The 13,299-nt window shown below is 38.1% G+C and carries 12 protein-coding genes; 1 reads left to right on the top strand and 11 read right to left on the bottom strand.

What is annotated here, in order from left to right; translation table 11 throughout:
* Positions 1-44: 44 nt before the first annotated feature.
* The 5 genes from gpmA to ispE form a co-directional block, all read right to left on the bottom strand.
* On the bottom strand, positions 45-764 hold the full coding sequence (gpmA, locus tag GA0061074_RS07595) for a 2,3-diphosphoglycerate-dependent phosphoglycerate mutase (protein WP_092463439.1): 720 nt from the start codon (positions 762-764) through the stop codon (positions 45-47).
* Positions 765-841: 77 nt separating this feature from the next.
* A complete protein-coding gene (locus GA0061074_RS07600) occupies positions 842-1,855 on the bottom strand; it encodes an NAD(P)/FAD-dependent oxidoreductase (protein ID WP_092463441.1) in 1,014 nt (337 codons plus the stop codon).
* A 41-nt stretch (positions 1,856-1,896) separates the two neighbouring features.
* Complete coding sequence (locus GA0061074_RS07605) at positions 1,897-2,718, bottom strand: SseB family protein (protein WP_092463443.1); 822 nt, start codon at positions 2,716-2,718, stop codon at positions 1,897-1,899.
* 464 nt (positions 2,719-3,182) lie between these two features.
* Entirely contained in the window at positions 3,183-4,238 is a 1,056-nt protein-coding gene (locus GA0061074_RS07610; protein ID WP_092463445.1) for a BMP family lipoprotein, read from the bottom strand.
* Between the two features lie 150 nt (positions 4,239-4,388).
* Positions 4,389-5,261, bottom strand: a complete 873-nt coding sequence (gene ispE / locus GA0061074_RS07615) for a 4-(cytidine 5'-diphospho)-2-C-methyl-D-erythritol kinase (protein WP_092463447.1) — start codon at positions 5,259-5,261, stop codon at positions 4,389-4,391.
* 141 nt (positions 5,262-5,402) lie between these two features.
* Between ispE and GA0061074_RS07620 the strand changes: the two genes are divergently transcribed.
* Positions 5,403-5,786, top strand: a complete 384-nt coding sequence (locus GA0061074_RS07620) for a YbaN family protein (protein ID WP_092463449.1) — start codon at positions 5,403-5,405, stop codon at positions 5,784-5,786.
* A gap of 69 nt (positions 5,787-5,855) precedes the next feature.
* Here GA0061074_RS07620 and GA0061074_RS07625 read toward each other — a convergent pair whose 3' ends face one another.
* The 6 genes from GA0061074_RS07625 to GA0061074_RS07650 all read right to left on the bottom strand — a co-directional run bounded on the left by GA0061074_RS07625 (position 5,856) and on the right by GA0061074_RS07650 (position 13,232).
* Positions 5,856-6,293 carry a helix-turn-helix domain-containing protein gene (locus GA0061074_RS07625; protein WP_092463451.1) on the bottom strand — a complete coding sequence of 146 codons (438 nt, stop codon included), beginning with the start codon at positions 6,291-6,293 and terminating at the stop codon, positions 5,856-5,858.
* Positions 6,294-6,441: 148 nt separating this feature from the next.
* The gene (locus GA0061074_RS07630; RefSeq protein ID WP_092463453.1) at positions 6,442-7,701 is read right to left on the bottom strand and encodes a M20/M25/M40 family metallo-hydrolase; all 1,260 of its coding nucleotides are present in this window, start codon (positions 7,699-7,701) and stop codon (positions 6,442-6,444) included.
* A gap of 205 nt (positions 7,702-7,906) precedes the next feature.
* On the bottom strand, positions 7,907-9,103 hold the full coding sequence (locus GA0061074_RS07635) for an MDR family MFS transporter (RefSeq protein WP_092463456.1): 1,197 nt from the start codon (positions 9,101-9,103) through the stop codon (positions 7,907-7,909).
* Positions 9,104-9,188: 85 nt separating this feature from the next.
* Entirely contained in the window at positions 9,189-10,604 is a 1,416-nt protein-coding gene (gene dnaB / locus GA0061074_RS07640; RefSeq protein WP_092463459.1) for a replicative DNA helicase, read from the bottom strand.
* 151 nt (positions 10,605-10,755) lie between these two features.
* A complete protein-coding gene (rplI, locus tag GA0061074_RS07645; protein WP_092463461.1) occupies positions 10,756-11,208 on the bottom strand; it encodes a 50S ribosomal protein L9 in 453 nt (150 codons plus the stop codon).
* Between the two features lie 17 nt (positions 11,209-11,225).
* Positions 11,226-13,232 carry a DHH family phosphoesterase gene (locus GA0061074_RS07650; RefSeq protein WP_174855278.1) on the bottom strand — a complete coding sequence of 669 codons (2,007 nt, stop codon included), beginning with the start codon at positions 13,230-13,232 and terminating at the stop codon, positions 11,226-11,228.
* Positions 13,233-13,299 lie beyond the last annotated feature (67 nt).

The following is a 13,299-nucleotide window of genomic DNA, read 5'->3' on the forward strand; positions in this document are numbered from 1 at the left end:
ACTACCAACATCACTGTCAGTAGTCTCATCAATTTGTATTCTAATTAAGCTTCAGGCTTCAAGATTTTCTTTGAAACAACGTTCAAATCTTCATCTAGGTCGTAAACCCAAGGTTGACCGTTAGCAATTTCAACACCCATGATATCTTCATCAGAGATTTGCTCAATGTGCTTTACTAGGGCACGCAATGAGTTTCCGTGGGCACCGATAACAACGTTCTTACCGTCCTTCAATGCCTTTGAAATATCTGAATCCCAGAATGGCAATACACGTTCCAAAGTAACCTTCAAGTTTTCACCCTTTGGTAGTTCACCAGCAGGTACATCTTGGTAACGACGATCCATTGCAGGATATGACTTACCATCAATGGTCATTGTTTCAGTTTGCTCTTCTAGTAGTGGAGGCAAAACGTCGTATGAACGACGCCATTGGTGAACTTGTTCATCACCCCACTTAGTTGCAGCATCGGCCTTGTTCAAACCTTGCAAAGCACCATAGTGACGTTCGTTCAAGCGCCATGACTTAACTTCAGGTACCCACAATTGGTCAGCTTCTTCCAAAGCCAAGTGCAACGTTGTAATAGCACGTGTCAAAACTGACGTGTAAGCTTGATCAAATTGAATGCCTTCTTCAGCCAACAATTGTCCAGCTTCCTTTGCTTGTGCGATACCCTTATCGCTCAACTTTGTATCAACCCATCCATTAAATAAGTTTAATGCATTCCATTCACTTTGACCGTGACGAATTAAAACCAACTTTGCCATTGGTACACCTCTTTTTCTATTATTGTTCGTTACCATTGTAACAAATTTCACTAAATTTTAGTAGTCACTAGTATTGATTAACGCTTAACAGCACCATCTTCAACAGTTAATGCCGTTGAATGTGCTGGTCCCTTAGCATCAGACCAAATATGTGTCATCATATCATTGATTGCAGTTGGTGCCTCACCAAATCCAGTAGCAATCACATCATATTTACCTGCATATGCAGCAACATCCCCAATTGCATAAACATTTGGCACGGACGTCACCATATTTTGACCAACCAAGATTTGATTTTGCTCATTACGATCCAGGTCAATTGACCAACCGTCCATAACCTTATTTTCCGTTTGGAAACCATAACTAATAACAACTTCATCAACGATGACGTCTTTTGTTTCTTCTGAACGAGCCAATTGCAACGTTACCAACAAAGCACCTGTTGTATCTCTAGTAATTTGCTTAATCGTATATGGTGTTTCCAATGTAACTGATGATGCATCCAATTTCGTCAAGCTATGTTCAAGTGCACGGAACTTATCGCGACGGTGCGTTAAACTAACATTTTGTGCAATGTCTTCCAATTGCAATGCCATTTCAACGGCGGAATCACCACCACCGGCTACCAAAACACGCTTACCAGCAAAATTTTCTGAATCATGAATTGAATAATGAATATTTTGACTAACATTGTCACCCAAAATGTCATCAGCAATACGACGTGGCTCAAAAGCACCCGCACCCGTAGCTAACAAAACACCCTTCGTATGAAAGTTATCTTGCTGATCTGTTTTAATTTGGAAACCGTCTTCACTTGCAATAATGTCCGTAACCGTAGTCCCAAGCAACTTTTTTTGTTCAAATTGCTCTAATTGCTTTGTTAAGTCAGTCACTAAATCTTTACCTGAAACATTTAGATATCCTGGAATATCTAAAATGGTTTTCTTAGGATAAAAGTTTGTCACCTGACCACCTAAGTCAGCTAAACTTTCAACAATTACAACTTTTAATTCACGCAAGCCAGCATAAAATCCAGCAAACATACCTACTGGACCGGCTCCAATAATCGTTAAATCTACATCTTCATTCATTATATCTACACTTCCTAACATATCTCTCTTACGTACTAAGGTTAGCCTAATGTACGATTATATAAGCTATCAAATTCAGATAGATCAACTTGGAAATCATCAGCAAAGACAATATCTACAGCACTACCTTCTTCACCCGACTTTTCTTCAAATGTCGTTGCAAACTTTTGGTACAAAGCCTGTACATCTTCGCGATTTGGTCCATCAACAACCAATAAATAGTTTGACGTCTGCGCATCATTATTTGTTAACCACAATAGATACATGCTCTCGATTGCACCCATTGCATCATCTGCGATACCAATCAACTCATAACGTAATGGCGTTGGAATAATCTCTTCAGCAGAAGAAATTTCCATCTCACTATCACCAGCATTTTCAGCAGCATTATCATCTTCTTGAACAGATTCTGCAACTTGTTGTGCAATATACATAATATTGTCTCTAGTAATTGGCATACCATTAGTAAATGGATTAAGCGCCAATCCTTCAATACTTTGTGCATTATCATCCTGCAAAATAGGTAGATAATCTGACAATGACATTCCCCAAGGATAAACTGGTAAATCCGCTTCAATCGGATGTGCATTATATGCATCTAAATCAGTAAATATTGGGAAGACCCCATTACCATTTTCTAATTCAAATGTTACCAACTGCATCTGCGCATTTTCTGGAATCTCAATACCATCCCCATCCTCTTTAATGATTGGTGGTTCTGAGAAATTTACAGGGGCAATAAATACAGCATCAATCAATGCTTGGATAAAATTATGTTCTGTAACCTCGTTTTGTTCTTCACGAAAAACTGCTATTGCATCTAGTAGCTTGTCATTGCGTAATTCTTCATCTTGGTTATCCATGCGCACTTATTCTCCTTACTTCTCTCATCTCTTTTTAACAAGTATAACGGATATCACTATCTTTGTCAGGTTTAGCTCTTTTACTTAAACACCAAAAAAGGTTGGTAAATTACCAACCTCCTTCAGGATATGATAGATCAAAAAACAGGCTTCTTAAGTTAAGAGTATCCTCCCTTTAAAACACCATATACCCCTATATGTATTTTATATAGCTTGCGTTTCCCCTCAAGCACCTATCTCTATAATAGACTAATTCCACTATAAAGTAAACGTATAATTCGTGTTTATAGCTTAAAAAATGGGAATATACGTTTTAAATCATTTAAATGTTCGTTTTTATTATAATTAAGTTATTGAAACGCGAACATTATTCTTTGTAAATTAAAAAAGCCCGTACAATAACTTTTACGTTATCGTACGAGCAGTCTTAATTTATTTCGTATATTTGTATAATGGTATGTTAATTACTTAGCAGAAACCTTTACATCCCCATCGATAATTTGCTTTTGTGCATCTTGTACGGCTGTCCATGCATCCTTTGACATATGTCCACGAGTCAAGGCAACACCCTTATCATCCAATCCATAAACTAGATGCTTACCACCAGGGAAATGTCCCTTAGCAGTCTTTTCAGTCACATCGGTAACAGCCTTACCGACCTTTTTAACAGATGATGTTAGCGTAAAGTTAGACTTACCATCCTTTGCTTTATAAGCGCCATCTGGATTTTGATCACGATCAACACCGATTACCCAAACCTTGTCGGCAGCATTCTTTGCCTCATTTAAGTCCTTAGCTTCAGTAAAGACTCCGGCACCTGAACCACCAGCAGCAGAGAAGACCACATCAGTACCAGATTGATACATTGTTGATGCAATTGTCTTACCCTTACCGGCATCAGTAAAGCTACCAACATATTGTGCATCGACCTTGATATCTGGGTTAACTGACTTAGCACCAGCAGTAAAGCCGGCTTCAAACGATTGAACCACTGCTGATTTCAAACCACCAACAAAGCCAACTTTATTGGTTTTAGTGGTCTTAGCAGCAGCTACACCTGCCAAATATGATGATTGTTCTGATTGGAAAGTTACTGAAACAGTGTTCTTACGTGCCTTAGCAACATCATCAATAATCATATAATTAGTATCAGGATGTTTCTTTGATTGCTCATTAATTGTTGATACTAATTGGAAACCAATTCCGTAGATATTCTTGAAACCATCTGCACGTGCCTGATCCATGTTAGTGGTAAAGTCTGCACTAGTCTTTGAAGGGTAGTAAGCATAACCACCTTTGCCCTCTTTAACACCGTTGTCCTTTGCCCACGATTTCATACCTTCCCAAGCTGATTGGTTGAATGACTTATCATCGATTCCACCACCATCAGTCACCAAAGCAACTGAAGTCTTATCATCCTTAGCATCACTTGACTTGTTTCCAGACCAAGCGGCGTATGCACCACCTGCAATAATTACAACTGCGGCACCAGCCACCCACATCTTTGCGTTTGAAGCCATTTCTTACTCCTTTTTATTTAAACCGGATTATATTGTTCGTTAATTACGAACTACATGTTAAATATAATAGATAATGTTCTAAAAGTAAAGCTTTTTTACGAATAAATATAATAAAAAAACGTTCGTGCTAGCAAAAAACGAACGTTTTTATTATTTACATTTTTCAGAATTGACTAATCTAACCAAATAAGATTCCGTTACAAAGCCACGCACAGCATTATAGATACGCTTGGCTCGTGATGCCTTTTCAGTAATGGCAAACACGGTTGGACCCGTACCTGACATTTGTGCAGCCTCTGCACCAAATTCATACATTTTTTGTTTTAACTTGAAAATTTCTGGATACTTACCACCAGTGATTGACTCTAATACGTTAAACATTTGCTGGTAAGCAGTTTGAAAATCAGCTTGATCCACTGCCGTCATCAAAGCGGTCATATTACCATGCTGCATGGTTTCATAATTAACCATCTTTAAAATTTTAGGTGTCGAAACACTGATACCTGGCTTAGCAACAATAACCCATAAAGGTGGTAGTGCTTGTTTTAATGGTTCAACTATTTCACCACGACCGCGAACACGCGCTGGTCGTGAATAAACACAAAATGGTACATCAGCATCAATTTGCAAACCAATTAATGCCAATTTAGCCTCTGTATAGTTTAGTTGCCAAATGCGATTTAATCCACGAAGTACGGCAGCAGCGTCCGATGAACCACCGCCCAAACCTGCAGCCACAGGAACACGTTTCATGATATGAATTTCAATTCCTTCAGTTTTTCCGGCAATTTCTCGCATTAAACGAGCAGCCTGGTAAGCTAAATTTTTCTCGTTGAGTGGCAGTACCCCGCTAGTTGACTCAACCACAATTTTTTCATGATCAGTAGTCGTACGAATAGTCACTGTATCAGCTAGATCAATAGCTACCATTAACATATCCCACTCTTGTTCTCCATTAGCATGGATAAATGGGGTATCAAGGCTAATATTCAGCTTAGCATACGCTTGTTCTAATACTTCCATTGTGGCCAAATCCTTTCATAATGTTATGTTAATTATAGCAAGTTGACCCCAAATACGAAACAACCAGCATAAATATTTCATCTGTGCTTGGTTTTGTTTTATTGCTATACTAAACCCACACACAATCCTTAAGGAGTCACTATGCGTTTTATCTATATTATTTTAGGCCTTATCACTTTTGGTATTGGTACCATTTTTATTTGGGTACCAGGTATTCCAACAACACCATTTTATCTTTTAACCGCTTTCTTTTGGAGTCGTTCTTCAAAACGACTTCAAGCTTGGTTAGAACAAAATAAGTATTATCAGCAGTACATTCACGATGGTATTTATAAACGACAGTTAACACAAAAGAATCGCATCGTAATTTATGTCATTACTGCCGCATTCATGAGTATCCCCTTCTTTATATCAGGTAAACTATGGTTACAAATAACCCTAGTTTTAGCATCATGCTCACAAATTCTTGCGATGGAAGGTTTTTACCGTGGTTGGTGGTTAACTGGATGGTTTGTTGAAAAATAAAGTTAAATAAAATGATTTTAAACTAAACCCCGTAAGTTGAATTAACTTTCAAAACTTACGGGGTTCAGTTTAAGTATTTTTATGACTGGCATTCATTTTATAATGGAATGCTACAACTAAAAATAAGGCCACAACATTTAACAATCCAAAAATCATTAGGATAATGAAAGCTGGATTTCCCAAATGAACAATGTTCATTTTATCCAATATCAATAGTGCCAGATAAATGATATCGATGAGTAATAACGTCATTAATATCGGTCTAAGTGATCGTCTAATTGTTTTTTGATCTAGATATTGCTGTATGGCAGTATCCTCCTTGAGCAAAATATCTAATGAAACCTGATAGTAATCACTCAACTTAATTAAACTATTAATATCCGGATAGCTGTTCCCACGTTCCCAGCTAGAAATGGTTTGTCGTGAAACATGCATCTTATCTGCAGTATCTTGCTGCGTTAGGCCTAAATCTGCTCGCTTTTGTTGTAATCTTTCTCCAAATAACATGACTCCCCCTCCTTTTATCACTTTTACTATAGGAATGGCTTCATGAAAAAACAAGCAAAGTTTCTAAGCAACCGCTTTAGATGCCCATTCGCCAGTTAGAAAATCATTACCCAAACTAAATGCAGTTAACACCATGACAATGTTGACTTTACTGCAAATATTTCTTAGCCACCTCTTGATAGATATCTACCATTGCAAAATAAGCTTGTTCTTCAACATATTCATTTGCTTTATGCGCCGTTGTATTACCAGGGCCAAAAATTGCCAATTGAACATTTGGATTAGCGTTTACAAAGGCGGCTGCATCTGTTCCCAACGATACTGCAATCGTCGGTGCGACCATAGGTTCATCCAGATACTTTGGTACCACCGACTGTACCAATTTAATCAATTCACTATCTTGTGGTGTTACAATCGCATCATCATATGCGTTAACGTGCAATGATAAATTCATTGTTTCATCTTCGTTATCCAGCTTCGTAATCAATGCTTGCAAGCGTTCAATCAATTTTTCAGCTGGTAACTCTGGAATCGTTCTAGTTAGTTCAGTTAGTGTTGCTGAATCTGGTACCGAATTTTGTTGAGAACCGCCACGAATGATGTTAGCACCGCGCATTGTTTTAGCCATAATAGGGCTTTCCTCAGGCAAAGCATCATAAAGTGCTTCTTCTGCTTGATAATACTTAATCAAGTGATTAATAGCGTCCACACCTAATTTAGGCATTGAACTGTGAGCCGCTTTACCCGTCGCCGTAACATCGTAAGCCAAAAAACCTTTATGCGCAAAAAAGATAAAGTGCTGTTCAAGCGCCTTTGACGTTGCTACAGCTTTTTGTAGAGTTTTAAGTGTTTTCGAATCAATGACTGCACCACCGCTGGTAAAGTACTCTGAAATCTCATCTAAAGCAACACCAGTTGGCTCACCAATAATAACGGCATCAATATCATCCAAATAACCGTCAGCAGCTAATTTATCGGCCCCTAGCTCATTCTTTTCTTCATCAGCAGTTGCGATAAAGCGTAGCGTACCATGTAATGGCTCATCACTATCATGTAATGACACAAAGGCCATTATAAAATCAGCCAAACCGCCCTTCATATCCGTTGCACCACGACCAAATAATTTACCATCATGGGCGGTTAACGTAAATGGATCACTGTCCCATGTCGTAACGTCGCCTTCATGTACCGTATCAATATGACCTGAAAATGCTAATACAGGTCCGTTACCATCCCCAATTTCAGCGATTAAGTTCGCTCTATCAGGCGTTACATCAACTAATTTACTCTCAATACCATGCTGTTTAAAATAATCATGCAAGTATGTTGCAACTGTTTTTTCATGATTTGCAACCGTATTAATTGCTACTAAATCCTTCAACAAGGCTATCTTATCTTGATTTGTCATCCTATTCCCCTCGCGTTTTCTAATATAATCTTAGTATATTCACTCATAATACGCAAAAAGAGAAAGCGAAACAAAAGTCGTTTTGAAGCCGGTATGTAACATGTTTGTGCTATAAAACTTACAGGCTTATAATTAATGAATTTTGAACTAAAAAGGCTGGAACAATTACTCTTGTTCCAACCTCTCTTAAATACATTTTAAAAAATTAATTCTCGTCATATCGTACTGTATGACGATATCCAGTTACCATGCTTACAAGTAGTCCGATAAATGCCACAAATGTTAATGCTGCGGCTGCAAAGAATAATATACTATAACCTTGTTGTTGAATAATCAAACCACCAACTAGCGGTCCAACTGCACGACCAACAGATGGTGCAGCAGCTGACAAACCTTGATAGCGGCCTTTTAATGAAACTGGTGTTAATTCATTAACCAGCGCCGGAATCATTGGGAAGGCTGTTGCTTCACCAATTGTCGTAATAATCATTGCCAAAGCAAAGCCCCCAAAGTGATGACTAAATGGCAAAATCAAGAATGACAAACCAAACATGACGATTCCTAAGAATATTTGAATGAACATTGAACGGTGATTACTTGATAAGTTCAAAGCATTCATGCCTAATTGAATAACAGCAATTAAAATACCATTAATCGTCCATAACATCGAGTACTGCCACAACGGTAGTTTTAACACACTATTCATGTATACTGACAAGTTTCCCTGCCATTGGGCATATGAAATCCATAAGACAACCAATCCCAATACGCTTGCATATACCAAAGCTAAATTCCACTTAGGTAGTTTAATTTTAGTAAACACTTTATCAGTTGTACGATTATCAAGTGTAAAGTTAAATTTAGCATGGACAATAATAAACAAAGCAATATATAAAATTAATGCTAGAATAAACAACCATGTAATACCAAATGGATAAATTGGTCCAACTAATGCTGTTGAGAAAACCATGCCAAAATTACTTGTAAAGTACAACATATTAAAGACAAAGCGACCGTCATGTGATCGCACTTGCGTACCATATGAATTGATGGCCGCTGTTATCCAACCACCAAAAAAGCCAACTAGTGTCAAAATAATTGCATACACTGGCCAACCATGCCAAATAATAAAGGCAATTTGAAGGATAATCATTGACACAACACCAAATTGAATCAACATATATGGCTTGAAGCGATCAAACAAGCGACCACTAATTAATGATCCGATTGCTTGCCCTACTGCATTTGCCATCATAACCCAGCCAATAGTTACCAATGTTTGGTATAACTCGTTATATAGATAAACCGATGTTAGTGGCCAAATAAAACCAAAAGCAAAGCTATTGATAAAACTTGCTATCAATAACCACCGCAAAGACATGCCCTTTATAACATGTTGCATCACAAACCTCTTTTCTTCTTATACACATAAAATAGAGCGAGGCTAATGATAAACATCATTAACCTCGACTCTATGACATAACTTTTTAATTAAAACTACCAGGCTCTTCATTGTGATAATCAATATTTGAAAACTTATTATATGATTTCACGAACAACAAACGTGCTGTTCCACGAGCACCTGAACGATTCTTTTCCAAAATAACTTCAATTTCACCAATGTCTTGCTGTTCTTCATCACGTGGATCATTTTGATTATCACCATCATCATTTGATTTTTCATAATAATCATCACGATACAAAAACGCAACAATATCCGCATCCTGCTCGATTGAACCAGATTCACGAATATCTGACAGCATTGGTCGCTTATCTTGACGTTGCTCAACACTACGTGACAACTGTGACAACGCAATGATTGGCACATTCATTTCCATAGCCATCATTTTAATGGCACGAGAAATAGCAGAAACTTCCTGTTGACGACCTTCATTACGAGTACCCTCAATCAACTGTAGGTAATCGATAATAACTAATCCCAACTGTCCTTCACGTTTATATAAACGACGTAATTTTGAACGGATATCAGTTACCTTAATTCCTGGTGTGTCATCAATATAAATATTTGTTTTTGCTAATGAATCTGTTGCAACAACCAGTGAATCCCATTCTTCGGGCTCTAGTTTACCTGTTCGCATATGTTGCGAATTAATATTACCTTCTGCCGCTAACATACGATTAACAAGTGATGTATCTGGCATTTCCAGAGAAAAGATAACAACAGGTAACTTAGGATCAGCCACCGCTACCTTTTGCGCAATATTCAACACAAAGGCCGTCTTACCAACAGCAGGTCGAGCAGCAATAATAATCATTTCACCATCATGAAAACCAGTCGTTAGATTATCCAAAGCTGGAAAACCTGATGCTAACCCAGTAACCGTATCTTCGGTACGTGAATTTTCTTCAATCTCTTCAAACGATTTATTGACAACATCAGCAATATTTTTAAAATCGGCGCTTTTTTCGCCACTATTAATTAAATCTAACTTTGTTGATAAATCAGCAACTGCATCGTCAACAGAATCACTACCTTCATAAGTTTGCGTTAAACTATTTTGCAAGGTATCAATCATATTGCGACGAACAGAACGTTCACGCACAATTCGTGCATAATACATGGCGTTCCCAGCGACAGGCACACTTGAAGCTAATTCAGTAAGGTAGGCCATGCCACCCACATTTTCAACTTGATTATCTTTATCTAATTCATCTGTGATTGTTAAAATATCAATTGCTCGCTGCGTTTCATCTAACGACAAAATAGCCGTATAAATTAAACGATGCGCAGTACGATAAAAATCATCTGGTGCTAACACCGTCATAATATCAGCCAGCAAATCTTGTGGATCTGTCGCCAATAAAATTGACCCTAAAACTGCTTGTTCAGCTTCAACATCTTGAGGTACTTGCAATGGCACTCCTTCATTTTGATCAGCCATGTGAACATAACCTCCTTTCCATTGTATAAAAAACCACAACGATATTGTGGTTAACACTAAATTACATTGTACCAAATTGTGGGAAAAATAAAATAGGTCGAACCTAGGTTAATGAAACCATGGACCGACCTATTATCATAAATTTAATTAATTATTGCTCATCAGTATGGATACGGATAGTTGCTTCAACATCATGATGTAGCTTTACTTTCACATTACGGTAACCCAATGCACGGATAGGCTCCTTCATATCCATCTTACGCTTATCAATTTTGATACCAAATTGATCAAGTAAACCGGCAACGACTTGCTTTGATGAAATTGCACCAAACAAGCGACCATCTTTACCAGCTTTAGCCTTTAGTTCAACCACTGTCTTATCATCTTCCAATTGCTCTTTCAATGCAATTGCAGCTGCCTTTTCTTCAGCGGCTTCACGATCAGCAGCCTTCTTTTGACCACGCAATGCTGAAACGTTAGCATTTGATGCGGGCTTAGCCTTATTATTTTTAATCAAAAAATTATTTGCGTAACCATCAGGCACGTTCTTAACTTCACCCTTTTTACCGCGACCTTTTACGTCTTCTAAGAAAATAACTTTCATTAATTTATACCTTCTTCTTATTCATTTTCTTGATTATTATCTTTGTTAAGTTCAGCTAGCAACTGCTCACAAACATCATCTGTTGTTGTGTCTGTAATTTGGGTAGCTGCATTACTTAGATGACCACCGCCACCCATTGCTTCCATTACCAACTGCACGCTAACAGTACCTGTTGAACGAGCTGATACAGCAACCGTATTACTATCACGACGACTAATGACATATGCTGATTGAATACCAATCATTTGTAACAATGAATCAGCCGCTTGAGCAGCAACTACTGAATCGTATTGAATATCATCTTCACCAGTCACAATAGCAACCGTATCATGAATCTGTGCACGTTCAATCAAATGGGCACGTTGTCGATATGAATCAACAGACTCTTTCATAAAGTCTTGTAACAATGTCCCATCTGCACCTACTGCACGGAGATAACTAGCTGCATCAAACGTTCGAGTACCTGAACGTAATGTAAACGACTTGGTATCAATTTGAATACCGGCCAACATTGCCGTTGCTTCCAAGCGACGTAGTCCTTGTGCACGACGTGGTTGATACTCAAACAATTCAGTTACCAATTCAGACGTTGATGATGCATATGACTCAACATAAACCAGCTGAGGTTCTTCAGGGAACTCTTCGCCACGACGATGGTGATCAATAATCACCACTTGATCCTTCATAGCTTCATAAACAGCCATCGACTCAGACAACGAAGGCTTTGAATGATCAACAATAACTAGCAAACTTTGATCTGTCATTTGTGCTAACACATCATCTGGTGCCAAAATTGCATCATCGTCAGAAGCATCCGTTGCCATTTGATCTAGCAAAAGACGAATATCTGAATGTTCCTGCCCTGTTTCTTCGTAAACAACCCAAGCAGGCTTACCTAACATTTCCGCCAAGCGACGCACACCAAGCGCACCACCAAACGAATCCATATCTGGTCGTGCGTGCCCCATTACGAATACCTGATCAGCCTGATCAAATAAATCTGCCAATGCTTGTGAAATAACACGAGCACGGACACGTGTACGTTTAGCCATTGGATTAGTATTACCACCATAAAAACGAGCCGAGCCAGTTGAAGATTTAACAACGACTTGATCGCCCCCACGTCCAAGTGCCAAATCTAAATTAGCTTGTGCATTTTCTGCCAGTACATCAATTGCCATTTCATTATACGCAATACCAATACTTAACGTAATTTGTGTATTCTGCATCGACGTTGATTCACGAATAACTTTCAGCAGATTAAATTTATCATTTTCTGCTTTCGTTAATGATTCACGATAACCAACTAACAAATAACGGTCAACCGAAAGACGGCGTGCATAAATACCATGGTCGCTCATCCAATCAGACAACGTTTTTGTCACATAAGTCCTCAAAGTAGATGCATCAGCATCGCTCATTCCTTCAGTTACTTCATCGTAATTATCTAATGAAACAATTCCTAAAAACAATTTATGATTTTCATAATCTGCATTTACTTGTGCAGAAGCCGTCATATCCATTAAATAAATAGCATGCAACTCAGGCTGAACTTGTACCTGAAATACACGATTTAACCAATGACACTCGGTTATACGCTTTTCAGCATCCGACCACAAATCAACAGTTTCAGTTAACTGTTCTGATATATCCTGCAAATTCTGACCAACAATTGTTTCTTCACCAAGCAATTGTTGTAAATATGGATTGACCCATTCAACCACACCATCATCAGTAAATAACATTACCCCTAATGGCATTTGAATAATTGATTCTTGTTCACCACGATTAATACGATATGACAAATTTTTAATATAATGTGTCGTCTGCTCACTTAAATCTTGTAGTATTCTAAAAATCACAAGCAACACAACGACGACTAATATCACCCAAATAATTCCTACAACCCAATTAACTAACCAAGCTAGGATTGCTCCTACAACTGCAATCAATGACACTAACGCTGCCATACTACCAAGGCGTTGGTTTTTAAAGAATGTCGGTAACGCCGTAAATTTTCTCACCCGTTTCACCTAGCCTATTCTTTTATTTGTATCGTATTATTATAACATAAAGGCACTTTTCAATAAA

It is taken from the genome of Weissella bombi (assembly GCF_900094835.1).
GTDB lineage: Bacteria > Bacillota > Bacilli > Lactobacillales > Lactobacillaceae > Weissella > Weissella bombi.

What these genes read in the sequence shown, in the direction of transcription:
- GA0061074_RS07600 (WP_092463441.1), bottom strand. Translation starts at nt 1,855, where the DNA reads ATGAATGAAGATGTAGATTTAACGATTATTGGAGCCGGTCCAGTAGGT.
- GA0061074_RS07605 (WP_092463443.1), bottom strand. Translation starts at nt 2,718, where the DNA reads ATGGATAACCAAGATGAAGAATTACGCAATGACAAGCTACTAGATGCA.
- ispE (WP_092463447.1), bottom strand. Translation starts at nt 5,261, where the DNA reads ATGGAAGTATTAGAACAAGCGTATGCTAAGCTGAATATTAGCCTTGAT.
- GA0061074_RS07610 (WP_092463445.1), bottom strand. Translation starts at nt 4,238, where the DNA reads ATGGCTTCAAACGCAAAGATGTGGGTGGCTGGTGCCGCAGTTGTAATT.
- rplI (WP_092463461.1), bottom strand. Translation starts at nt 11,208, where the DNA reads ATGAAAGTTATTTTCTTAGAAGACGTAAAAGGTCGCGGTAAAAAGGGT.
- GA0061074_RS07630 (WP_092463453.1), bottom strand. Translation starts at nt 7,701, where the DNA reads ATGACAAATCAAGATAAGATAGCCTTGTTGAAGGATTTAGTAGCAATT.
- GA0061074_RS07635 (WP_092463456.1), bottom strand. Translation starts at nt 9,103, where the DNA reads ATGCAACATGTTATAAAGGGCATGTCTTTGCGGTGGTTATTGATAGCA.
- gpmA (WP_092463439.1), bottom strand. Translation starts at nt 764, where the DNA reads ATGGCAAAGTTGGTTTTAATTCGTCACGGTCAAAGTGAATGGAATGCA.
- GA0061074_RS07625 (WP_092463451.1), bottom strand. Translation starts at nt 6,293, where the DNA reads ATGTTATTTGGAGAAAGATTACAACAAAAGCGAGCAGATTTAGGCCTA.
- dnaB (WP_092463459.1), bottom strand. Translation starts at nt 10,604, where the DNA reads ATGGCTGATCAAAATGAAGGAGTGCCATTGCAAGTACCTCAAGATGTT.
- GA0061074_RS07620 (WP_092463449.1), top strand. Translation starts at nt 5,403, where the DNA reads ATGCGTTTTATCTATATTATTTTAGGCCTTATCACTTTTGGTATTGGT.